General features: G+C 34.0%; 25 protein-coding genes. 1 reads left to right on the top strand and 24 read right to left on the bottom strand.

Annotated features, from left to right (window positions below; translation table 11 throughout):
* Positions 1 to 111 precede the first annotated feature (111 nt).
* From C8E03_RS00405 to C8E03_RS00300, 22 genes are all read right to left on the bottom strand, one after another.
* Positions 112 to 933: a PHP domain-containing protein gene (locus C8E03_RS00405; protein ID WP_110289959.1), complete on the bottom strand. Its 822-nt coding sequence runs from the start codon at positions 931 to 933 to the stop codon at positions 112 to 114.
* Entirely contained in the window at positions 927 to 2,168 is a 1,242-nt protein-coding gene (locus tag C8E03_RS00400) for an Rne/Rng family ribonuclease (RefSeq protein ID WP_094377338.1), read from the bottom strand. The genes C8E03_RS00405 and C8E03_RS00400 overlap by 7 nt, the downstream gene beginning before the upstream one ends.
* Positions 2,161 to 2,874 (bottom strand): TIGR03936 family radical SAM-associated protein, encoded by a 714-nt coding sequence (locus C8E03_RS00395; RefSeq protein ID WP_334294023.1) that lies wholly within the window; start codon positions 2,872 to 2,874, stop codon positions 2,161 to 2,163. The genes C8E03_RS00400 and C8E03_RS00395 overlap by 8 nt, the downstream gene beginning before the upstream one ends.
* Positions 2,849 to 4,714 (bottom strand): TIGR03960 family B12-binding radical SAM protein, encoded by a 1,866-nt coding sequence (locus C8E03_RS00390; RefSeq protein ID WP_110289957.1) that lies wholly within the window; start codon positions 4,712 to 4,714, stop codon positions 2,849 to 2,851. Before C8E03_RS00390 ends, C8E03_RS00395 begins: the two co-directional genes overlap by 26 nt.
* A 22-nt stretch (positions 4,715 to 4,736) precedes the next feature.
* Positions 4,737 to 6,419, bottom strand: a complete 1,683-nt coding sequence (locus tag C8E03_RS00385; RefSeq protein WP_110289956.1) for a GGDEF domain-containing protein — start codon at positions 6,417 to 6,419, stop codon at positions 4,737 to 4,739.
* Between the two features lie 75 nt (positions 6,420 to 6,494).
* A complete protein-coding gene (locus C8E03_RS00380; RefSeq protein ID WP_094377302.1) occupies positions 6,495 to 6,836 on the bottom strand; it encodes a hypothetical protein in 342 nt (113 codons plus the stop codon).
* Between the two features lie 118 nt (positions 6,837 to 6,954).
* The gene (gene hisIE, locus C8E03_RS00375) at positions 6,955 to 8,235 is read right to left on the bottom strand and encodes a bifunctional phosphoribosyl-AMP cyclohydrolase/phosphoribosyl-ATP diphosphatase HisIE (RefSeq protein ID WP_110289955.1); all 1,281 of its coding nucleotides are present in this window, start codon (positions 8,233 to 8,235) and stop codon (positions 6,955 to 6,957) included.
* Between the two features lie 15 nt (positions 8,236 to 8,250).
* The gene (gene hisB / locus C8E03_RS00370) at positions 8,251 to 8,841 is read right to left on the bottom strand and encodes an imidazoleglycerol-phosphate dehydratase HisB (protein ID WP_094377304.1); all 591 of its coding nucleotides are present in this window, start codon (positions 8,839 to 8,841) and stop codon (positions 8,251 to 8,253) included.
* 12 nt (positions 8,842 to 8,853) lie between these two features.
* The gene (gene hisD / locus C8E03_RS00365) at positions 8,854 to 10,143 is read right to left on the bottom strand and encodes a histidinol dehydrogenase (RefSeq protein ID WP_094377305.1); all 1,290 of its coding nucleotides are present in this window, start codon (positions 10,141 to 10,143) and stop codon (positions 8,854 to 8,856) included.
* Positions 10,144 to 10,165: 22 nt separating this feature from the next.
* Positions 10,166 to 10,801 (bottom strand): ATP phosphoribosyltransferase, encoded by a 636-nt coding sequence (gene hisG, locus C8E03_RS00360; protein WP_094377306.1) that lies wholly within the window; start codon positions 10,799 to 10,801, stop codon positions 10,166 to 10,168.
* A 20-nt stretch (positions 10,802 to 10,821) separates the two neighbouring features.
* Positions 10,822 to 12,081: an ATP phosphoribosyltransferase regulatory subunit gene (gene hisZ / locus C8E03_RS00355; RefSeq protein WP_094377307.1), complete on the bottom strand. Its 1,260-nt coding sequence runs from the start codon at positions 12,079 to 12,081 to the stop codon at positions 10,822 to 10,824.
* A gap of 122 nt (positions 12,082 to 12,203) precedes the next feature.
* Complete coding sequence (locus C8E03_RS00350) at positions 12,204 to 12,737, bottom strand: Holliday junction resolvase RecU (RefSeq protein ID WP_094377308.1); 534 nt, start codon at positions 12,735 to 12,737, stop codon at positions 12,204 to 12,206.
* A 28-nt stretch (positions 12,738 to 12,765) separates the two neighbouring features.
* A complete protein-coding gene (locus C8E03_RS00345) occupies positions 12,766 to 13,647 on the bottom strand; it encodes a putative ABC transporter permease (RefSeq protein WP_094377309.1) in 882 nt (293 codons plus the stop codon).
* A gap of 10 nt (positions 13,648 to 13,657) precedes the next feature.
* Complete coding sequence (locus tag C8E03_RS00340) at positions 13,658 to 14,623, bottom strand: RluA family pseudouridine synthase (RefSeq protein ID WP_110289954.1); 966 nt, start codon at positions 14,621 to 14,623, stop codon at positions 13,658 to 13,660.
* Positions 14,624 to 14,633: 10 nt separating this feature from the next.
* The gene (locus C8E03_RS00335; RefSeq protein ID WP_146212292.1) at positions 14,634 to 15,224 is read right to left on the bottom strand and encodes a hypothetical protein; all 591 of its coding nucleotides are present in this window, start codon (positions 15,222 to 15,224) and stop codon (positions 14,634 to 14,636) included.
* A gap of 15 nt (positions 15,225 to 15,239) precedes the next feature.
* Positions 15,240 to 15,959, bottom strand: coding sequence for an SDR family NAD(P)-dependent oxidoreductase (locus C8E03_RS00330; RefSeq protein WP_110289952.1), 720 nt, complete (start codon positions 15,957 to 15,959; stop codon positions 15,240 to 15,242).
* 15 nt (positions 15,960 to 15,974) lie between these two features.
* A complete protein-coding gene (locus C8E03_RS00325; protein ID WP_094377313.1) occupies positions 15,975 to 17,870 on the bottom strand; it encodes a YgiQ family radical SAM protein in 1,896 nt (631 codons plus the stop codon).
* Complete coding sequence (locus tag C8E03_RS00320) at positions 17,863 to 18,537, bottom strand: HAD family hydrolase (RefSeq protein ID WP_110289951.1); 675 nt, start codon at positions 18,535 to 18,537, stop codon at positions 17,863 to 17,865. Before C8E03_RS00320 ends, C8E03_RS00325 begins: the two co-directional genes overlap by 8 nt.
* Positions 18,531 to 19,244 (bottom strand): pseudouridine synthase, encoded by a 714-nt coding sequence (locus C8E03_RS00315; RefSeq protein ID WP_094377315.1) that lies wholly within the window; start codon positions 19,242 to 19,244, stop codon positions 18,531 to 18,533. Before C8E03_RS00315 ends, C8E03_RS00320 begins: the two co-directional genes overlap by 7 nt.
* A gap of 12 nt (positions 19,245 to 19,256) precedes the next feature.
* Positions 19,257 to 20,075, bottom strand: a complete 819-nt coding sequence (locus C8E03_RS00310) for a GTP pyrophosphokinase (protein ID WP_094377316.1) — start codon at positions 20,073 to 20,075, stop codon at positions 19,257 to 19,259.
* A gap of 78 nt (positions 20,076 to 20,153) precedes the next feature.
* Positions 20,154 to 21,053: a M23 family metallopeptidase gene (locus C8E03_RS00305; protein WP_094377317.1), complete on the bottom strand. Its 900-nt coding sequence runs from the start codon at positions 21,051 to 21,053 to the stop codon at positions 20,154 to 20,156.
* 52 nt (positions 21,054 to 21,105) lie between these two features.
* Complete coding sequence (locus C8E03_RS00300) at positions 21,106 to 22,566, bottom strand: aminoacyl-histidine dipeptidase (RefSeq protein WP_110289950.1); 1,461 nt, start codon at positions 22,564 to 22,566, stop codon at positions 21,106 to 21,108.
* 169 nt (positions 22,567 to 22,735) lie between these two features.
* Here C8E03_RS00300 and C8E03_RS00295 point away from each other — a divergent pair, with 169 nt between their 5' ends.
* A complete protein-coding gene (locus C8E03_RS00295) occupies positions 22,736 to 23,578 on the top strand; it encodes a transporter (RefSeq protein WP_110289949.1) in 843 nt (280 codons plus the stop codon).
* A gap of 176 nt (positions 23,579 to 23,754) precedes the next feature.
* Here the strand turns inward: C8E03_RS00295 and C8E03_RS00290 are convergent, their stop codons facing one another.
* Positions 23,755 to 24,342 carry an ATPase gene (locus tag C8E03_RS00290; RefSeq protein ID WP_094377320.1) on the bottom strand — a complete coding sequence of 196 codons (588 nt, stop codon included), beginning with the start codon at positions 24,340 to 24,342 and terminating at the stop codon, positions 23,755 to 23,757.
* A gap of 13 nt (positions 24,343 to 24,355) precedes the next feature.
* On the bottom strand, positions 24,356 to 24,841 hold the full coding sequence (gene coaD, locus C8E03_RS00285; RefSeq protein WP_110289948.1) for a pantetheine-phosphate adenylyltransferase: 486 nt from the start codon (positions 24,839 to 24,841) through the stop codon (positions 24,356 to 24,358).
* Positions 24,842 to 24,847: the final 6 nt, after the last annotated feature.

Below are 24,847 nucleotides of genomic sequence, written 5' to 3'. Positions count from 1 at the left end.
TATATGATAGCACATATCTTTTATATCGTCAATCATTTTGTATCTAATATTTATGCTTCAATAAGTTTTATAATCATATTAATTAATAAGTTTATAGAAGCTTTGTCCTACTTAACTTATTGTAAATAAATCTTCAACTTGGTTCACTTCAATATAATAATCACCAATATTGCCACCGCTTTTAGATAATATACCATGACAATCGCTGCCACCTGTCATAAATAAATGATATTTATCCGCATATTTCTTTATAAGTTCTCTGTGCTTGACATTATTAGAAGGATGAATCAATTCGACTCCGCTAAGTCCAGCTTTCACTAAATCCTCAATTAAATAAAAATTATTCTGCTGTCCCGGATGCGCAAGCACCGCAAAGCCTCCGCCTTTTACAATCGCTTCTACTATTTGTTCTGTCTTCGGATACTCAATTGTTTTATAAGCAATGCCACCCTTTTTAAATATTTTCTGATTAAATTCTCCGAACAACTCCCGTATCATACCCTTTTTCCAAAGGACATATAAAATATTTTGCGTGTATAAGCATGGCTCCTCAGTAGATTGAGTTACTTCCTCTACACTAATATCATAACCTGATTTTTGTAATATTTTGATTTGGTTTATTGTATTCTCATTTCTTTGTTCTATTACAGAATCACATAATTTTTTTATATAAGAGTAATCTTTTATTCGATATCCAAGAATATGGGCGGCATTTCCTGTTTCATAATCCATCCACTCACATTCAATACCTGAAATAATAGTAATTTTATATTCTTTAGAAAGCTGCATTTCCCTTGCTATATTAGGAATTGTATCATGATCTACAAAAGATAGAATATCAATTCCATTACGAAGAGCTGATTGAATTGTATCAACAGCAGAGTTAGAGCTGTCTGATCTTAATGTATGAGTATGCATATCTGCTTTTAACATATCTCACCTCTTTCGTATAGATATCCACTTCCATTACAATGAATACAAGGTTTTGCCACCTGCTCACGAAGCGACTTTCTTACCTTCTTTCTTGTGATTTCAACCAGATTTAATTTGCTCATTCCAATAACATGAGTGGTAACAGGATCTTTTTTTACAATCTCATCCAGTTCTTTAAGAAGTTGTTTTTTTGAAACTGAATTTTCCATATCAATAAAATCAACTACGATGATTCCTGAAATATTTCGAATCCGAAGTTGTCTTGCTATTTCCTTTGCGGCTTCCAGATTGATTTTTAGAAAAGTTTCCTGTAATTGCTTTTTTCCTGTAAACTTACCGGTGTTAATATCAATCACAGTAAAAGCCTCTGTTGGCTGAATCACAAGATAGGCTCCGGATTTTAACCAGACTCTTTCTTGCAGCGCATGCTTAATTTCTGATTCTAAGTTCTTAAGCTTATATAAAGGAAGCAAGTCATCCTGATACCGCATCAGATATTGATCAGGCTCCATTTTATTTTCTATTAAAAACGTCTTTACCTTATTATATATCTCATCATCGTCCGTTACAATTTGCTCCAGCTTTTCCTCATAAAATCCTCTTAATATCGTAATATAACTCTCTTCTGAATGATACAATACACTGTAGCAGGTACGGTGTTTTGCATTTTGTAAAAGCTCTTGAAGCTTCCTACTCAGTGCTTCAATCTCCTCAAAAATTTGCTCATCCGTTGCATTTTTTGCATTTGTTCTTGCAATAATTCCTACCTCTTTCGTTTTATCATTAGAAAGCAACTCTTTCAGTCTATGTCTTTGTTTAGCATCCAGCTTGTTTGAAATTCCGACCTTTTTATTCCCCGAAGAGACTACGACATACTTTCCTGTCAATGTAATATTTGAGGTTAAAACCGGTTGTTTCGTTTTTATATTTTCCTTTGAAACTTGTACTACCAGTTCATCTCCGATATTAATCTTATTATTTTTTTTGGGCTTTACAAAAACAGGATTTTTATTATCTTCAAGAGAATAATAACATTCAAGCCCCTTTTCTATTTCTATGAAAGCCGCCTGAATATTTTGAACTATGTTTTTTACCTTACCAATATAAATATTATTTAAAATAGATTGTTTATTTGTGTTATCGCAATCCAACTGAACCAACTTATCCTGATCGAATTGTGCAGTAATGATAAAGTGATCCAAGGAAGGTATTTTAGTTATAATCATCCTACTCATATAGCTCTTCACCCAAATTCTCCAGCGCAAGGAATTCTTTTTTACTCTCATCTCCAATATTGACATATAGCTCCTTACGATGTATTAAGAGTGCAAATTCCCTTGGTTCAAAGTCAATAAATTCACAAAAAGCCTGCATAACAAGCTCCGGTTTTAAATTATTGGCACTACCGGAGGCAATTTGCATAGAAACTTTTCCATTACTTACATTAAGCGAATAAATCATTGGCTTAATATCTACTTCCTTCTCACTTTTTTTCGTCTTTTTTGTTACAGTAATTTCTTCTTGTGTAAAGAAATCTTTTAATCTTTCTTCCCACAATTTAGGTTCATAACCCTCTCTGAATTTGATTTCATAATCGGCCGCTTCTACGATTGACATTGCATTCTTACTGTCCTTTGGAAGTTGCCGAAAGGATAAAATCTCAATTCCCTCTACCATAACCTCATTTAACTTGTGCATTGCTTCTTTTGAAGATATCCTGTTTTTTATTTCAATATCAATATATTCTCCATCACTTGTTATTCCAACTCCCAACGGTGAAGCGAAAGACATAATCTGGTGCGGACTGTAGCCTTCTGAATATGCAATGTCAATATCGGCACGACGCATCGCTTTTTGAAAATATCTCATAATATCCAAGTGTCCGATAAATTTCATAGAATCCTCTTTTTTAAATTTAATTCTTATCTTCAAAGCATACACCTCCATTAAAAATCATAGCTCCGCAACCTGAACATGCCATTTTACAATTCAAGGTAATTAATCCATTCTTCGCATTTTCCCATTCTCGTTTCAAAAACTCCTTTGTGACACCTGTATCGATAAAATCCCATGGAAAAATCTCATCCAAAGCTCTTTCTCTTGTCGTATAAAAATTAATATCAACTCCTGTATTTTCAAATGCAGCCAGCCATTTTGAATAATCAAAAGTTTCCGACCATGCATCATAAATACAACCATTTCGATATGCCTGCAAAATAACCTTTGAAACTCTTCTGTCACCTCTGGCTAAGACGCCCTCTAAAACTGTCAGATCAGCCTCATGCCAATTATATTTTATACTCTTTTGATTAAGCTGAGACTTAATTGCCTGTTTTACAATTCTTGCCTTTTCAATAAATTCTTCCTTGGTACTCATTGTAGCCCATTGAAACGGAGTAAATGGCTTAGGAACAAAAAATGAGGTACTCGCAACAATTTGTACTTTTCCGTTTCTTTGATCCTTTGGAATCTCATAATATCTTCGTGCAATTTTATCAGACAGCTCTGCAATTCCCACCATATCCTCAAGCGTTTCTGTTGGCAAACCCAACATAAAATACAGCTTAACCCGATTCCAGCCACTCTCAAAAGCCTTTCCGGCACCTTCTATAATTACCTCTTCCGTCAGTCCTTTATTAATGACATCCCTAAGTCTTTGTGTCCCAGCCTCCGGTGCAAAAGTTAAACTGCTTTTTCTAACATCCTGTACCTTACTCATAACATCCAAAGAAAATTCGTCAATACGCAGCGATGGGAGCGAAATATTCACACCCTGCTCCTTAAATTCCTCAATCAAAAAATTCACTAATCCCTGTAACTGAGAATAATCACTTGAACTTAAAGAACTAAGCGATATTTCTTCATATCCTGTATTATGAAGCATCTCATAAGCATACTCTTTTAGCATATCCAGACTTCTCTCTCTTACAGGCCTGTATATCATACCTGCCTGACAGAATCGGCAGCCTCTTATACAGCCTCTTTGTATTTCAAGAACAACTCTGTCCTGAGTAGCCTTGATAAAAGGCACGACTGGCTTTTTGGGGTAAAAAGTTTCACTCACATCCATTACAATTTCTTTTCTGATTGTTTTGGGGGCTTCTGCCACATTTGGCGTAAATTCTTTAACCGTACCGTCTTCCTTATATTTGACATCATAAAATGACGGCACATAAATTCCTGGAATCTGTGCCGCTTTCTTAAGAAAATCTAATTTATTCCCACCATTTTTCTTATTTTCACGATATGCTTCTAATAGCGGGAAATAGGAAGTCTCTCCTTCTCCAATATAAAACAAATCAAAAAAGTCTGCCAATGGCTCAGGGTTATAGGTACAAGGTCCTCCACCAATTACAATTGGAAATTCTTCACCTCTTTCGCTTGCAAGCAAAGGAATCTGACTTAATTCTAAAACCTGTAATATATTGGTATAGCACATTTCGTATTGAATCGTAATTCCAAGAAAGTCAAAAGCTTTAATCGGATCCTGAGATTCAAGTGCAAAAAGTGGAATATTTCTTTCTCTCATAATTTTATCTAAATCTGTCCACGGCGAATATACCCTTTCGCAGTACACATCTTCCATTTGATTGAACATGTCATATAAAATCTGAATTCCCAAATGAGACATTCCAATTTCATATACATCTGGGAAGCACATAGCAAAACGAATATTAACCTGAGTCAAATCCTTAATAACACTATTAACCTCATTTCCAATATATCTTGCCGGTTTATCTATACTTAAAAGTATTTCATCTGTTAGCGCTGTTTTTCTCATATATTACCTTTCTTTTCTTTATTTATGTTGTAAAATCAGCTAAGAATATTTTATTTTCTTTATATATGCTCTTATTTTTATACATATTTTTATCCGCCTTATCAATTAAATCCTTTAACGACTGATACTTACCAGCTTCAAACACTGCATAACCATAGGCTATTGAATACTCTAGCTTAGATGTCTCATTTTCCTTTACAACCATATTGTTGAGTTCCTTCATTGCCCTTAAATAATCATCAAAACTACGATCATTTATGATAACTGCAAACTCATCTCCACCTATTCTATAACATTTTCCTACTTTTTCAAAGGCTTTTTTAATTATTTTTCCGGTGGTTATAATATAATGATCCCCTACACCATGTCCATGAAAGTCATTCATTACCTTTAAATCATTTAAATCAAAAATAACAAATATCAAATTTAGTTTCTGGGGCGCAAGTTTCAAAAGCTTTTCACAGTCTCTAATATCTTCAATATATGCAGTTCGATTATATAAGTCCGTCATTACATCCTTATAAGCTAATTTTGCCATCAATTTTGTTTCTGTATATTCCTTTGACTTTTTAATTATTTCCTGAACATAACCAATCAGTATATAGGACATAAAAATCAATATACTAATGCGAGTAAATTTAGCTTCATCCTTAGCCGTCATATTATAATAACGATACAAGTCGACAAGTATTGTTATCATAACAATAAACATTATCCTTATTGTTGTGCAAGTGATAGACTTACATAAATCTTTATAATTCTGGTTTAGTAAATAGAATATATAAAAAAATTCTGACACAATTAAAATATGAATGATCAAAAAAATGTCTCTCATGTCTATGATTTTAAGTAGTTGCAATAAAATACAACAAACGAAATTAATGCAGAAACAAGCACTTAATAAGATTAAACCTTTATCTTCATAAAACTGAAATAATTCTCGTATGTACATTGTCATTGCGATAGGCATAATTAAAAATGCTACATATTGCATAAACATAAATGTTAAGTTATTTTCAAAAATAAGCTGTAAAACACAAGACTGAAGAATTGACCACACAGAAAATAAAAGAGTAAACATACCAATATAGAGAGTCTGTTTTATTTTGTTTTTTTTCGTAAATATGATAGCAAATATGATAAAAAATACGCCTAAAACAAAAAGAAGCAAGCTCATCATTAAGGTTGGTAAATTTTCAGCAATTGCTAATTTTGTTAAGTCCTGAGTAGAACCAATATAAAAATCAAATATCTTTTTGCTTCCAACGTCTGTTATTGATTTATATTGAAGCTCAATTTTTTTACCGGAAAAAGAGTTGTCCAAATCTACGATATGATAAGAAGAGCCTGGCGTATTTGTGAAGCATACTTTATCATTATCTCCATATTCATAGATTACTTGTTCATTTACAATTACCTTAACGCATTGATGATAAGTTCGAAATAAGATGGAATCGTGATTCAGATTTTGCGGTAAAACATTATAAACAGAAAATAGTTTATTTGATACAACTAATTTTTCATTACAATTCAGCTTTTGCTTTTGTTGATTAAGTAAAGCATACCAGCCATCATATTTCCTCACTTCTGAGGAAATGGATGGATTTTGCAATCGATATGTAATATGAACAATTAAAATAAAAATTATGCCTGAAGCAATGCAGACCCAAAATAAAGATTTCAATAAATCTTTTTTTCCACTCATTTCATCACCCAACCGTTTCTGTGGTGCATTGGTATTATCGTAACGTTACCGTTACTCCCTTATAGCTGACTCACACTACTCAGACTTTACAGCATTTGTTAATTGAACGTTCACTTGTTCTAATATTTCCTTATAATCAATATTATACGCTATCATTTTATCAATAGCTTTCGAATCATATCCCATACATTGCAGATTTTCTATGGCTAACAAAACATATATGCCAAACATTACAGATGCAATTAACATACGATATTTAAATTTATTTTTGCTTTTGCTTTTCGTTGCAACAGTGTCAGTTGAAAAAGAATTTCCTATTATACCATGTATGTTACTCATTGTTCTTTCATTATTGGCTGATATTTCTCTTATATTCTGAATCATTTCAACTCTTTGTTCCAAAGATGAATTACGCATCTTAATTCCTCCAACAAAAAAAGTGATAGCATATAATCTTATTGATATTATATGCCGCCACTTCATCGTTTATGACCATTTGAATCATGATATTTTATGCTATAGAAGCTCCCCATGATTATCTATTTGACAATTCTTTCGTTATATCCTCCCATGTAACACCCTTCTCAACCATTAATACCATAGCATGATATAAAAAATCAGACATTTCATATTTTATTTCTTCTGGGTCTGGGTTTTTAGCTGCAATAACAATTTCAGTTGCTTCCTCTCCCAGCTTTTTAAGGATTTTATCGATCCCTTTCTCGAATAAATAATTCGTATAAGAGCCTTCTTTTGGATTTCTTCTTCTATCCTCAATTACACCATATACCTTTTCAAAAACCTTTAAAGGATTCGTTTCTTTATATTCCCTTTCAACAACCTTTTGGAAAAAGCAGCTTCGTTTCCCTGTGTGACAAGCCACCCCAATCTGTGACACCTTGGCAAGCATCGTGTCATTATCACAATCCATTATTAAAGATTTTACATATTGGAAATGCCCTGAAGTCAGCCCTTTTGTCCATAATTCATTTCTGCTTCGGCTCCAATAGGTCATTTTACCAGTCTCAATTGTTTTAAGAAACGCCTCTTCATTCATATAAGCCAGCATTAACACCTCATTTGTCTTATAATCCTGCACAACAACTGGAATCATTCCATCCGAATTTAATTTAAATTCTGACCATTTCATTTCACTTTCAAATAAATCCACATTAATATCAGCAGCTTTACATGCGGCTTTCACACGAAGCAAATCGGTTTCTGTGCTATTTATTAACTCACCGCTAACCCCTTCTACGATATCCAAATATAGTGTTTTTATCAAATAACCTAAATCAATTGTATCAAGCAAGGCAAATATCTTGACCGGAATAATTGCCTGATTTTTCTCTAATTCAATTTCCTTTATAGCCACAAGCAAGGACACAAATTCTTCTATTTGAGCTTTATTTTTGTAAATTTGCTGGGCAGAATCCACACATACTGCAAGCTTTTCTTTTCCAAAACGCTTTGATACTTCCTCCGTTAGTGCAATGTTTTCCTCCTTTGCATAGTTAAGCATTGCTTTTGAAGCTCCTGCATAAAGAAGCTTTTTCACATCCTCTGCACGTTTAATATTCCCCCCTGCAATCATTGGTATTTCAATTACTCTTGCAATTTCTTTGATGATTCCGATGGACTGTTCATGCTCAAAATCAGATACCGATAAGTCAAAAATTATAATTTCATCTGCACCGTTATCACTATAATATTTTGCCAGGCGAATGGGATTATCACTCACTATTTCATTACTATGTAAACTCTTTACCGCTTTTTTATCCTTTAAATAAATACAGCTTACTATTTTCTTAAACATACGCAATCTCCTTAATTATAGAGTTCCCTTTGTTGATAACACATCTCTGATTCTGGCATCTATTATAGTAGCTTCGTCCAATGCCTTTGCAAATGACTTAAACATTGCTTCTATAATATGATGATTGTTGGTTCCTGACATTACTTTAAGATGAAGATTCATTCCCGCAGAATAAGAGATTGCATAAAAAAAATCTCTTACCATTTCAGTATCCATGTATCCAACACGATCCGTTGTAAATTCATGCTCAAAAGCTAAATAGGGTCTACCTGATAAATCGATTGAGCAAAGTACCAAAGCATCATCCATAGGCAAAATACAGCTTCCATAGCGCTTAATTCCTTTTTTGTCACCTATCGAATCCTTAATTGCATTACCAAGAACAATTCCTGTGTCCTCTATCGTATGATGGCAATCCACTACCAAATCGCCCGTTACTAGAACAGAAAGATCAAATAAACCATGTCTTGCAAAGCCATCTAGCATATGGTCAAAGAAACCGATACCTGTTTCTATATTTGAAACTCCTGCTCCATCAATATTTAATTCTAAGTCAACTTCAGTTTCCTTTGTTTTTCTATTTATAGTGGCTTTACGTTCCTCCATTTTGTAATCCTCCTACTCAAATCTAACTTTTATCGAATTGGCATGTGCTGTAAGCTGTTCTGCTTCTGCAAATTGAATAATATCTTTATGAATCGGCTCTAAAGCTTCTCTTGAATAGGATATAATACTTGATTTTTTTATAAAATCATCTACCCCAAGCGGTGAAAAGAATTTAGCAGTTCCATTGGTCGGTAATACATGATTTGGTCCGGCAAAATAATCACCCAAAGGCTCTGAGCTATATTCACCAATAAAGATAGCACCTGCATTTTTAATTTTGGTCATCACAGTAAATGGATCCTTTGTAACGATTTCCAAATGCTCAGATGCAATCTCATTGGCTACTGAAATTGCTTCCTCTAATTCCTTTACCAATAAAATATATCCATAATTTTCTAAAGATTTTTCTAATATTTCTTTTCTAGATAAATTAGATACAAACTGCTCTACTTCCCTTGATACTTTCTCTGCTAATTCTTCACTCGTAGTAACCAATATAGCCGAAGCTAATTCATCATGCTCCGCCTGTGATAAAAGATCGGCTGCAACAAATCTTGGATTCGCCGTCTCATCTGCTATAACAAGAATTTCACTAGGTCCTGCAATGGAATCAATATTCACATACCCATAAACCGACTTTTTAGCCAGAGCAACATAAATATTGCCGGGTCCCACAATCTTATCCACCTTTGGAATGCTTTCTGTACCAAAAGCTAAAGCTGCAATGGCTTGTGCTCCTCCAACCTTGTATATTTCATCTGCTCCGGCTTCCTTTGCCGCCACTAACGTGTTCGGATTCACCTTACCATCCTTGTCTGGAGGAGTTGTCATAACAATCTTTGACACCCCCGCTACTTTTGCAGGTATAATATTCATAAGCACCGAAGATGGATATACGGCTTTGCCTCCCGGTACATAAACACCCACTTTTTCAAGCGGAGTTACTTTCTGCCCCAGTATGGTTCCATTTGGCGTACTGTCAAACCAACTGTATTGACGCTGCTTTTCATGATAACTTTTAATATTCAACAGTGCCTTACGCATCACATCGATCAGACTTTGATCTACTAAACGATAAGCCTCTTCTATTTCTACATTTGTAACCTTTATATTCTCTTCACTAATTTCTGCTTTGTCAAATTGCTTTGTATACTCAAAAACAGCCTGATTTCCTTTGTTTTTTACTGTATTTATTATTTCATTCACCGATGCTGTATAAGAGTCGTAATTATTGGGACTTCTTTTTAATAAATCATCCAAAAGATTCTTCTTTGTCTTTTCATCCATTCTTATTATTCTCATCTTATTCCTCCAAATAAAAACATTACAAAATTGAGCGTAAGTTAGTTATCAGCTTTGTAATTCTCTCATTTTCCATTTTCATACTCACTTGATTGACTACCATTCTTGCAGATAGGGGACATATTTCTTCCAAGACATCCAACCCATTTTCCCTTAGCGTAACCCCAGTCTCAACAATATCTACTATGACTTCCGACAAACCAACAATGGGAGCCAGTTCAATGGAACCATTTAATTTAATAATTTCTACTGTTTGGTGCTTTTTATTATAGAAGTAATCCTTGGCTATATTTGGATATTTCGTCGCAACCCGTATTAATTCATGATGCTGCAATAATTCCCTTGCAGTCTTTGGCCCTGCTACACACATTTTACATTTTCCAAAGCCTAAATCCAATACCTCAAAGAGACGTCTACCCTCTTCTAATATTGTATCTTTACCAACGATTCCAATATCTGCTGCCCCATATTCTACATACGTAGGTACATCAGGCGCCTTTGCAAGGAAAAATCGAAGCTTTAACTCCTCATTGACAAAAATAAGCTTTCTGGAATCCTTATCTTTCATTTCCTCACATGTAATACCAATTTTTTCAAACATACCTAATGTTGTTTTAGCTAAACGCCCTTTTGCAAGGGCAAATGTTATATATCTCATATGCTCTCCTTATATTTTAGTTACCCTTGCAAATCAGTCCTTAATATCTTCCGACTATCACCTGTTTCTATATCTATCTGGATTATTTCATCATCTTTGTCAAGAAAAAGAATTACTGAGTTTTGATTTCTTTTACCATATTCTACACAGTCTTTTAACGTTTTATCAGAAGGCATTGAGACTAACTCCACATTCTTATTTTTGTTTCTTAAATAAATTGCTAACTCAATCGCCCGCTTTTGCTGCTCACTCTTATACAATATCATGGTATGATTATTATTGTATGCAATACTAATATTTTGTCTCATTAATGCAGACATTAACGCATCAACAATAATAACGAATCCGATTGCCGGAGCCTCTTTTCCAAACCAGCCTAACAGATTATTATATCTTCCTCCATTAACAATAGCTTCACCTGTTCCAAAGGTATAAGCCTTAAATATAATACCTGTATAATACTTATATTTACTTAGCATGCCTAAATCAAAGGAAATGTATTGTTCCAGTTCATATATTTTTAGAACTTCATAAAGCCTTTCCAATCTCTCAATTGCTTGAACTGCGCATAAATTATCTGTTAAAGCTTTCGCTTCTTCTAAAATTTCTATAGATCCAAACATCTGCGGCAATTTTAAAAATACCTCTTTCAATTCCTCTTTTACTGAAAGATTTGATACTAATTCTTCAACACCAAAATAGTTTTTAATTGATATTAGCTCCCTCAATTCAACTTCTATTTCCTCATCAATACCAGCTTCCTCCAAAATTCCCTTAAAAAAATCAATTTGTCCAATTTCTACCTGAAACTTTGTAAGCCCTGATTTTAATAAAGCTTGAATAACAAGGGTTATCATCTCGGCATCAGCATCCACCGTATCATCACCAATTAATTCTGCTCCCATCTGCGTCGATTCCTTAAGCTTTCCTTGATATTCTGAGCTGTTTATAAATGCATTTCCCTCATAGCACAAACGAAGGGGCATATCTTCTTGCATATAATATTTAGCCACACATCTTGCAATCGAAGGTGTAAAATCAGGTCTTAAAGCTAATGTATTTCCCTCCCTGTCAAAAAATTTGTATAATTCTTTTGATGAAATTGTGCCAATCTCACGACTAAATATGTCAAAATATTCAAAGGTTGGTGTCTGTATATCTTTAAAACCATATAGTTTAAACTTATTATGCAAAATTTCCTGCAAAGCTAATTTTTTTTCACATTCAGAATTATATATATCTCGTACACCCTCTGGAGTATGTAATAACTTTCTATTCATAAGCTACATCCTTTCTGCCATTTAGTATATAAGTCCTAATTGTTGGTGCTTTATCACTTTAGTGTGCTACCATGCTACCTTGTTATCAATTTGAAATATTATAATTCATTGTATCGTTATTGTCAATCCCTCAAGTCCAAATCTATTTGCAAAACCTCCAGAAAAGGAACGAATACTCCATTCCCAGATATAAATAAAAATTTTTTATCAAGCTCATCATATCGAAAACTTTTTCTTCCTCCACTTAGCATTCTATCCCAAAATTCTCTTAACTTTTGATAGGTCAAATAATAAAATTCATTTTTAGATGCATAATAAATTAATATAAAAGAAATTCCACCTTGTTTTTCAAATTCTTCCATAAACTGTACCTGATGTTTATGGATATTTTGCAGCGAAAACGTATCCTTTATACACTCTTTCGCATCGAAACAAATTGGAATTCCTTGTACGGCTCCGATGTAATCCACCGTACTCTTTTGTTCAAAATAGGCAAGAGTAATGTGTCTGTTTTCTTTATCAATCTTAATCGGAGTAATGGGAGTTGGTATCTTTTGTATCAGACATAATCCCGACTCTCTATATTTTTCTATTGTTCTGTTGATTAATTCTTCAAGGGTAGAGCCCCTAAGTCCTCTTGAGTTCCAAGACGGCATATCATCACCCTTTCCATTTTACTTTAGACTATTTATTCTTTCTCTTAAAGTCAATATGTTCTTTTACATTTTCAAGAGCTTCATAAAACTTTTTAGAAGTTGCTCCCGGATTACGCTTTAAAATCCATATACTTGTTGATGTGAATTTTTCAATCAATGATTGGTATTTTGTCAATTCTTCATCCAGTTTAGCCTTAATATTCTCAGTATCAACTGCACTTTGCAAATTACCTTTAAGCGATTGCAGCAAAAAATCCTTTTTCGCCTGCCAATCCTCTACCAGCTCTTCCTTTTTATCAACAAACTGTTCCGTAATTTGTACTTTTTTAAGCTCTAGCTGATGTTGTAGCGCAGCAATTTCCCCTCTGGCTTTGGTAAGCGCAACTAAAACAATTCTTAGATTCCATGCTTCCTTTGCAGACGTTACTACATCCGTAATAAAGATTGTGGTCACCACCAAAGCAATTACAACTAACACTGTGTAATCTAATGATAGAACGAAACGTTCAATCGGAAGATGAATCACCTCTGCCATCAAAACAGACAGCGCCCCCCAGCATATCGAACTGCTTAAGCAAATATAGCCTTTGATATGAAAGTGTTGATTACTGTAATCCCAGTATTTCACCTTAAAAACAGATTCCATTAAGGCTCCAACAACGTATTCCAGTAAGGTCGCACCAATCATTCCCATGACAAATTCTAAGACCAGATTACCCTGTACTGGAGTAGTTGCCACAAGCATCATAATAGCACCTTCTCCATAGATTGGTATCATTGGTCCTTTCATAAATCCTCGATTAACGAATCTTTTGGATTTTATAGAAACATAAGTAGATTCAAAAACCCACCCTAAAAAGCAATAGATATAAAAAAATAATATCCATTCAAAAATATGATAAGATAACATACAATTCCTCCTATAGTATTTTCTCTTTTTGTATCTTTTCAAAAATTATCGGAAGTTCTGCAACAATCACCATTTCTGACATATCTTCAAATGGAGGGGGTAGTTTGGGAAATTCTAAACGGTAGGAATGCAATAATTGAGCTTCGACATTATATTTTTCCTTATAAAACTTATTGATGGCTTGATTACCATACTTATAATCACCTATAATACTATGCCCAATGGATGCTAGATGTGCACGAATTTGATGGGATCGGCCTGTCAACAGCTTTACCTCCAGCAAGGTAATATCCTCACCATGTGCAATCGGAGCATATTCTGTTTTGATATAAGAGGCTCCGCCTTTTTCACTGTTTAAAATTGATACCTTATTTGTTCTTTCATTCTTATATAACCAGCCATCTATTAGTTGCCTATCGGTTACGTTTCCATTTACAATGCACCGATAATATTTATTCATATCTCTGTCTCTTAATAGTCTGGACATTTCCTGTAAGCCGGCAAGCGTTTTCCCCGCTATTACAATGCCACTCGTATTTCTGTCCAACCGATTACAGATAGAAGGCTTAAATGTCTTAAGCTCTTCTTTTGTAATTTTCTTACTTTCAATCAGATACGATAGAAGATATTCATTCAAAGAAATATCAAAAGCTTTTGCTTTTTGTGACAGCATACCTGCAGGCTTATTCATAATTATAACATGTTCATTTTCAAATATAATATTAAGCATAATCGCTTCTACCTGTTTTATATGCTGCTCAGAGAATTTCTCTATCGTTTCATCTGCTAAAAAAAGCTTTACTTCATCCCCAAGACAAAGTTTCTCACTGCCATCTGCTTTCTTTCCATTTAATGTAATATTTTTTTTTCTAAGCATTTTATATAAGAAGTTCTTAGGTGCTTTATTTAAGTATTTGGCCAAAAGCTTATCAAGTCTTTGTCCTTCTTCATTCCTATTTATTTTTATACTTTGCATATAAACCTCACTAGATGGAAATTGCCAATAAAGTTTCCACCACCTTATCCTCTTTATTCTTATCTCTATCTTTAGCTGTATCACTCTTATCTTCTCTATTTAAGTTACTGTTTATCTCATCTATTCTAGCTAAATAAGTATCCACATCTTCAAATATTTTAACAGATGTACTACACCCATTGTTTACTAATATGTTTTTTATATATTTGGATGCATGATCATGATTTAACCCTTTATCCGTTGAATAAGCACACAGAGTATTTCCTTTGATAGCAATCGAATCTATCTGCATTATTTTTTCATAAGAGGTAATGACCAAATCATATAGAATTATCATCCCATCCTCTTTTTCTTTAATCTTATTGTAATGCTCTTTCGGCATTGGTTTATGAGGCCATGCCACAATAAATTCTACAATTGTTTTACCAACCGGCAGAGCACATAATACTGATGCAAAGGTAAACCAGTTCAACCTTGTTTTGGTTATCACTAACCCCAAAACAAATATCACAAGTATGATTCCTAAACCACTAAACGATTTCATCATAGAAATCCTCTTATTGCTCTCGATATGCCCATAACTGCCTTTTTTTATCCTCATTACTTTACTCCGTTCTTATAAAAATCTAGTTAGTAGCCTTAAAAGTTGGATCGATATTCCATAAATAGAAATGTTTTTTTTGCGTTTAGAATCTCTCAACGCCTTTTGTACTACCCTGTCAGCCTTTGCCAAAAAAAGCCTCTTATAAGACGGCATAATTCCCCCTGCATCGGAAATTCTAAAAAATTCCGTATCGACTGGTCCGGGACATACGGCAGTAACATAAATTTTCCTGCATCTTAGTTCCTTATTTAATGCTCTGGAAAAGCTAAGAACATACGCCTTACTTGCAGAATAGATGGCAAAATCAGGCTGGGGCAAAAATGCAGCCGCAGAAGCAATTTGAATAATTCTGCTATTTTTATGCATATAAGGAATGCAAATATAAGTTAATGCAGTCAGACTCTTACAGTTGATATCAAGCATCCCCAGTTCTTCCTCATAAGTTCCGTCAATAAAACTTTTACGTATACCATAACCAGCGCAATTTACTAAAAGCTTAATATTTGGCTTATCATTTGATAAAAGCCATTTAAGCTTCTCTATATTATCCTGCAAAATTAAATCCAATGCAACTACTTTTATCCTTTTATTTAAGATCTTTTTTAAATTCTCCAGCTTCTCTTTTCTTCTGGCAATTACCCATATTTCATCAATCTTTGAATATTTTGATATTTGCTTTACAAATTCTTCACCAAGACCTGATGAAGCGCCTGTTACTATAGCTATTCTCATTCATCTCTCCCTATACTATTTTGTCTTTTTCTTATGCACATTTCGTATGGTTTTCTTTTTCACGAGCTTTTTGTCCTTTGAATTAGCGTTTGGATTTTGGTAAGCTTTATCACCCTTTCTTGGTCTGATCAGACATTTTTTGTCAAACCCAATTAAATCCATCCGGTGAGCTACACTCAAGGCTTCCACCACCAAATCATAATTCTTAGGATTTCTATATTGAATCAAAGCCCTTTGCATCGCTTTTTCGTGAGGATTAGTTGGAACATAAACCTCCTCCATCGTTCTTGGATCTAAGCCAGTATAATACATACAGGTTGATATGGTAGAAGGGGTAGGATAAAAATCCTGTACCTGTTCTGGCATATAGCCTAAATCTCGTAAATACTCCGCAAGCCTAATTGCTTCTTTCATCGTTGACCCAGGATGTGAGGACATTAAATAAGGAACAACAAATTGCTTTTTACCTAGCTCCATATTCATTTGCTTAAATTTATCTAAAAACTTTTCATAAACACTATTTTCAGGTTTTCCCATCCTACTAAGTACAGCATCTGCAATATGCTCCGGTGCGACCTTTAACTGCCCACTAACATGATGTTCACAAAGCTCATGAAAGAACTCTTCATCTTTGTCATGGATTAAATAGTCAAATCGAATTCCGGAACGTATGAATACCTTTTTAACATTGGGCAGCTCTCTTAATTTACGAAGTAGCGCTAAATAATCCTTATGATCAATCTTTAAATTGTTACAAGGTTTCGGAAACAGACATTGTTTATTTGTACATACTCCCTTAGTCTGCTGTTTATCACATGCCATATGCCTAAAGTTAGCAGTAGGTCCTCCCACATCATGGATATAGCCTTTAAAATCCTTGTCCCATATCATTTGATTGGCTTCTGCAAGTATTGATTCATGACTCCTTACCTGTATCATTCTTCCCTGATGAAAAGTAAGTGCACAAAAGCTGCAGCCTCCAAAGCAGCCTCGATTACTTACAACGCTAAATTTAACCTCTTCTATTGCCGGAACTCCTCCAAATTTTTCATAAGATGGATGATAGGTACGCATATAAGGCAAGGAGTAAACTCTGTCCATATCCTGTGATGATAAGGGTTTTGATGCCGGATTTTGAATGATATATAAATTATCGTTATATTTTTCTACTAATCTCTTACCTGAAAAAGGGTCTGTATTTGTATATTGAATATAAAAGCTTCTTGCATAATTTGCTTTATCCTTTAATAACGCCTGATAATCCGGCAATTCAATCGCATCATAAACACTATCCTTACTCTTTGCTTTGTAAACACTACCTTCAATAAAAGTAATGTCCTTAATATCTATTCCGCTATTAAGTGCATCGGCAGTCTCGACTATAGAACGTTCACCCATACCGTATAAAAGCAAATCTGCTCCTGAATCCAAAAGTAAAGAACGCTTCAAGCTATTTGACCAATAATCATAATGTGCTAAACGTCGTAAACTTGCTTCAATTCCTCCAACAATAATTGGTTTGTTCTTATAAATTTGCCTAATCAAATTACAATATACTAACGTTGCGTGATCTGGCCTTTTTCCCATAATTCCACCTGGTGTAAAAGCATCATTCGTACGCCTTTTCTTGGATACATAATAATGATTTACCATAGAATCCATATTTCCTGCCATAACCAAAAAACCAAGTCTTGGTTCCCCCAAAACATTGATACTGTTCTTATCTTTCCAATCTGGTTGTGCAATGATCCCGATCTTATATCCATTTGCTTCTAAAACACGGCTGATAATAGCATGACCAAAGGATGGATGATCTACATATGCATCTCCAATCACATATACAAAATCTAGCTGGTCTATCTTCATTCTGTTCATATCATCCTTACTGATAGGCAAAAATCCTTTACTCATTTATTAATACCTCATAGGTTCCTTCTAATACTTCATAAAATGTATTTATGTAATAATCAGCCAATTCACGCTTTTTTGAATCCTGATTTTTAGAAAAGTCATCGTATATCGTACAAACTTTCATGTTCGCATTCTTGCCGGCTAAAATCCCCATAGGAATATCTTCAAATACAAGACATTCTGTTGGTTTTACATTCAATCTTTCTGCCGTCTTTAAGTAGATATCCGGGGAAGGCTTACCTGCATTTACTTCACAGGCAGTCAAAACTGTATCAAAAAAATGACTAATCCCTTTGGCATTCAATACACCCTTTACTAATTCAATCGAATTACTTGTAGAGATACCTGTTTTAATATTGTTTTCTTTTAGATACTGTAAAAAACTTACAACCCCATCCTTTAATTGAACGGTTGTTGTATATTCTTCATAGGCCATTTTATTCCAGATACTCTTAATCTCTTCTATTGATTCTTTAAAATGAAAACGCTCTTTAAAATAAAAAGCTGTTTCCGTAAAGCTCATACCTTCGATACTGCTTTGCAAATCGTTTGGAAGCTCCAAGCCATAGTCAGCCAGAAACTCTATATCTATTGATTTCCAAACTGACATGGAATCAATTAAAGTACCATCCAAATCAAACAGTACTGCTTTTATATTGTTTAGCATTGTATTCTCCTTAATAAATCAATTTCGTCCTTTGTTAAGCATCTATACTCACCAGGCATTAGCTTTTCATCAAGCTTAAGCCCTCCCATTTCAATTCTTTTTAAAAACAAAACCTTTTTACCTACCGCTTCAAACATTCTTTTTACCTGATGAAAGCGTCCTTCTTGTATGGTAAGTTCTATTTCTGAAAGTGTATCGCTCTTTAATATTGTAAGCTTTGCCGGCAGGGTTGGCTTATCATCTCCGATATCAAGCCCCTTTTCAAACATTTCTTGATCTTGATTGGAAATCAGACCACTTATCTTTGCGTAGTATGTCTTATTCACATGCTTTCTTGGAGAAAGCATATTGTGAGAAAGCTCTCCGTCATTCGTAATAATCAACAGACCTTCGGTATCCTTATCAAGTCTCCCTACCGGGAATAAATCATCTCGTTTACGTTCCCTAATAAGTCCAACTACCGTTTCAAATACATTATCCTTAGTTGCCGAAACCACATTTTGAGGCTTGTTTAACATAAAATATTCAAATTGTGTGTACTCTACAACGCTCCCATTATATTGTACCACATCATTTTCTATATTGATTTTAAGCTCAGGCTGGCATACCTTTTCCTGATTAATCGAAACTAGTCCTTTTCTAATATATGTCTTGACCTGACTTCTGCTGCCAATTCCTGCTTCTGATAAAAATTTATCTAATCTCATAATTACTCCATATTAATAATAAAAATCTTTAGTAATTGCCTGTGCCCGATATCCTTCGGATATGATATCAAGTTGCTTGTTAAAGCGTTTCAACTGATCGACATCTTCCGTTCTGTATATTTTATAAAATTCATCCTGTATTTTACTTACTTCTCTCTTATTTGCCACTTTATACAAATTCTGTATATTATTTAAAATATCAGCTACAACATTTGCCTTAATCTGAAAGGAGTTTTGTGCATCCATAATTTCGCTTCTAACCGAAGACATTTCATTATCCAACAAAAGTACTGCACTGGCAGCACTGCTTAATCGCTGCTTAATATGTTCTGGCATATTTTTCTTGTACTTATATTGTAACGAATGCTCAATGGTTGCCCAAAAATCCATTGCCAACGTACGAATTTGTATTTCTACCTGTATCTTTTTTGGACCTCTGATTGTCTGAACATTGTAAAAAATGATAATATGATAGCTTCGGTACCCGCTTTCCTTAATATTATTCAGATAGTCTTTCACTACCTTGACTTCCATATCACCTCTATTATTAATTAATTCTACTACCTTAAATATATCCTCTACAAATTGACATATTATTCTTATTCCTGCTATGTCTTCTATTTTATCCTCAATGTCCTCAAATATTATTTTCTTCTTTTGCATTTTTTCTAAAATACTGGAAATAGTTTTTACTCTCCCTGACACTTGTTCAATTGGTGAATAAAGTCCATTCTCTTTGTGCTCCTTTATTAAATGGCGAAACTTAAGAGTTAGTTCATTTACTGCTAATTCATATGGATTTAGCAGTTCTCTCCATAATTGTATTTCCATTAATCCCTCTCCTTTACATCCATTATGCCCCTTATTTATTATAACACACACACAATTTGGTGTCTATTTCAAACAATGCTAATAAGAATAGCTTAATTTGTTATCCTCCAAATACTTCAATATCCAATATGGATTGATACTTAGTTCATTGTAATTTTCAGTCTTAATATAAACACCTACATGTAGATGCACATCGAATTTTCCTGTTGTACCCTCTTCACCATATCCGGAATTTCCCATATATCCAATTAATTGTCCTGCTGTCACATATTGCCCCTGCTCCAAGCCCTGCGCATAAGAGTCCAGATGCGCATAATAAAAATAGGCACCCCGATTCCCTCTGATACCAATACGCCAGCCACCCTTTTCTAGCCAGCCTAATTTTTCAATTATTCCATCACTCATACTGACTACAGGATACAAACCAGGCTCGTTAATACCCGCCATTATATCTGTGCCTTCATGAAATCTCTTTCCCCCATAGGTACGTTCTGCCAGCCAAGAATTTTCATAGCTTACAATAGCATTATCATTTTGGGTTGATAATGGAACTGGAAAATATACTAAATCAGACCAAATTGTTTTATATTTTTGAATTAGATTTTCTAAATCCTCAGGTCTTTTATTATATTTGTAGAAATAACTTTTTTCATAATCACGGGTGGAATATGTATGAAAGCTGCAATTGGTTAAATCATAATTATTATCCAGCATAAAAATGGTTAACATGTTAGGTATTTCATCGCCATTGTCTTTATTCAACTCCTTCAGTTTATTTAATGCACCCTCAGATAAATTCATACTTCGAAATTCTATCGTTTCTTCTATATTTTCTTTTAAATTTCTTATGCCTGTCATATTATATATTTCTTTTTCAAAGGAAATGATATAGACACAAACAAGCAAAATAAAGAGCATTAATATATAAATTAATTTTACCCTTAGCTTTCGATTTGAAATACATGAATATGGTTTCATAAATCTATCCTAAAGTATCATCATTTATATATATGCTCTTTTTTTTAAAATATTAATCTTCTATTTCTTTAAAGCTTGATATTACACTTCTGATAAACTGCCAATATCTTGCAACTGACTCTACATTCATTCTTTCCTTTGGTGTATGGATATCAAATACCTCAGGTCCAATTGAGATTGTATCTAAATTCTTTATCTTCTCACAAAACAAGCCACATTCAAGTCCCGCGTGAATCGCCTCAATCTTTGGTATGATACCAAACTGCTTTTCGTATATATGAACCATCAATTCACGAAGCTTAGAATCTTTTTTATAAGGCCATGACGGATATTCACCGCTCACCTGATATTCACCGCCTAAGAATTCAGTCATATAGCAAAGCTGATCACTGATTGCCTGCTTTTCTGAATTCTGAGCACTTCTTATTGAAAAAGTCATTTCACACTTTTCCTGGTCCAACATTAATATTCCAAAGTTTAGAGAAGTCTGAACAAGACCCTTGATATCACTACTCATATTCTGAACACCATTTGGTGTATTCATAAGTAAAAACTGAACGCATTCCTTACTTTTTGGTGTCAGCATTTTTTCTTTTTGAATATCATTTTTCTCCAATAAAACAGCAATGCCCATATCGTTAGTCATATACTCATTTTTTACAATTTTATCAAAGCTATGAATCAGTTCCTCTAATTGACTGCAATCCGTTTCCTCTAGTAAAATCTCAGCGATAGTCTCTCTAGGGATTGCATTATCCTTAGAACCTCCATTAAGTGAAACAATACCATAGTTTAATTCTTTGCTTAGGAAATACATCAGTCTTCCCATTAACTTATTGGAATTGCCTCTGTATTTATCTATTTCAGATCCTGAATGTCCTCCCTGTAAGCCTGTTATCTTAATGGTATATTTCATCATTGTTTCATCCTTATAATTAACAGGTATACTACATTTGGCTGTCATTCCACCTGCGCAGGAGGTCAAAAACATCCCTTCTATGTCAGAATCTATATTAATCATATACTTACCTTGCAGCATCGATACATCAATTGCTGCTGCGCCAAGTAATCCAATTTCCTCGTCTGTTGTTAAAACAATTTCCATTCGTGGATGATTAAGCGTATCATCGGCCAACAATGCCAACGAATAGGCAATAGCCACACCATCATCTGCACCTAGTGTTGTTCCTTTCGCGCTTAAAAATTTACCATTTAGTTCAAGCCTTAATCCATCCTTAGTAAAATCAATTTCACAATCTGATTCCTTTTCACATACCATATCCAAATGTCCTTGAATAATAACTGCAGGCACATTTTCATAACCCTCACTTGCTTCTTTTATTATTATGATATTGTTATGCTCATCCTGAACATAATTTAAATTATGCTTTATAGCAAAGGCTGCACAATAATCACTGATTCCTTTGGTATCTTTTGAGCCATGAGGTATTGCCGCTATATCCTTGAAATATTTATAAAATTCCTTTGGTTGTAAATCTTCTATTGTATTCATTCATTCCACCTCCATGATACATAATATTTGTATTGTTTTAATATATTGTTAAAAACCAAGAAAGTCTCAATCATTGAAAAAAACGATATATTCTATCATAATTATTAGTATATTCCTATTTATTTTTATATATCCATTAGAGTCGGTCAGTACAGCGAAAGGTGGTTTGATGCTTTGGTTCAATGTCATCATTCCAAACCTTTTGCCCTTTATGATTCTCTCCAACCTAATTATATCACTTAATGCAGCCTCTTATATTACATTCCTATTTGCGCCTCTTCTTAAATTCTTGTTTGGGATTAGTAAAGATGGCTGCTATGCTGTTATTACTGGTTTTTTATGTGGTTATCCTATGGGCGCCAAAATAACTGCTGATTTAGTTACCAGCCATAAAATATCAAGATCAGAAGGCATTTATTTATTAAGCTTTTGTAACAATGTAAGTCCCATTTTTATCATCAATTATATCATTAATGAAACCTTTCATTCACAATCCTTACTAAAGCCTGTATGTATTATAATTTATCTTTCGCCTATATTATGTGCAATTGTTATAAGACCATTAATTCGAAAAAATGCTATGAAATATAATGATTTTTCTTTCTCAACCTGTGAGGCCGCCGTTGATTTTAAATTAATAGACAACGCAATTTTAAATGGCTTTGAAGCAATCACAAAGCTCGGCGGTTATATTATATTATTTGCTCTGCTATCCCAGATGCTAATACATATTCCATTACAACACACTTTCTTAAAATATTGGATGATATCACTCACAGAGATAACAAATGGACTTTCCATCGTCTCTGGGTCATCTTTATCCTTTGCATGCAAGTTCATTATTGTGCTGACCTCCGTCTCTTTTGGCGGTTTATCCTGTGTAGCTCAAACACAAAGTATGATTAAAAGCTCTGGCTTGCCAATTTACTATTACATATTGTCAAAGCTGCTTAATCTGTCTTTCACTTTATTTTTATCAATTATCTATTTATTCATACTCAATAGATCTTAAATGGCTCGCAGACACTTTTGCACCCGAGCGGATTGCGAAGCATTAACACTCCTTTTAGCGAGATGCGCATTTTGGCACGTAGTACCTTTTATTTAACATGGTTGTTCGTAGAACTTTTCTATAAACTAACAAAGAGTGTGTTGTTTAACGCACTCTTTATACAATAAAACTATTTATTATTCCTGTTCCTCCTGCACCAAAGCCTCCGCTACTTCTTCCTCATCCTCTTGCGGCGCTAACTCAACTCTATTCGCGTTGACTATATCATAACAATCTTGCAACGATTTTACTAAATTCTCATATTTTGCTGTACTACTATTTATTGCATGGCTAATAATTCCTTGCATATTGGCAAGCATATCATCTGTGTATTGTATTGCTCCATATCGTATATTGTTAGCATCTATTGTGGCTTTATCCAGTATTTCCTGTGCCTGGTTGGTTGCAATTAAAACAATTTCATTTGCTTGGGCATAAGCCTGCTGCATAATCTCATGCTCATTAATTAACTCATTGGTATGTACAGTGGCCTGTGCAATTATAGCATCCGCCTTTGCCTGCGCATCAGCCAGAATCGCTTCCTTATTATTGATTATTTTTTGATAACGTTTAATCTCATCAGGAGTCTTTAAACGTAATTCTGTAAGAAGCTCATCTATTTCTTCTTTGTTCACAACTATTTTAGTATTTGATAATGGCTGATATTTACAGCCATTGATATATTCTTCTATTTCTTCAATAATCTGTTCAATTTTACTGCTCACAAGTCCACACTCCTTATTTTACAATATTGTATTTCGCATACATTTCTTTGGCTATCTTATCCGGAACAAACTTAGAAATATCCCCGCCGAATCTTGCGACCTCTCTCACTATTGTTGAACTTAAATAAGAATACTCCAATCCAGCAGTCAGAAACATGGTATCCGCACTTGGACATAGTATATGATTGGTTTGAGCTAGTTGCAATTCATATTCAAAATCTGTAATAGCTCTTAGCCCACGAACTACTACCGACGCTTTTGTTTCCTCAACAAAATCTACCAAAAGCCCACAAAAAGATGCAACTTTGATGTTTGAAATATCTGCAGTTGCTTCCTTTAACATATTAACACGTTCTTCCACAGAAAACAATGGACTTTTTGTAGTGTTATTCAATACCCCTACGATTAATTCATCAAACAAATTTGCTGAACGCTTAATAATATCTAAATGTCCAAAAGTAACTGGATCAAAACTTCCCGGGTAAATCGCTTTATTCATCTTTCC

This window comes from Lachnotalea glycerini (assembly GCF_003201285.1).
GTDB classification, from domain to species: domain Bacteria; phylum Bacillota; class Clostridia; order Lachnospirales; family Lachnospiraceae; genus Lachnotalea; species Lachnotalea glycerini.
The sequence above is the reverse complement of the archived record's forward strand: the minus strand, read 5'-3'. Positions and strand labels throughout refer to the sequence as shown.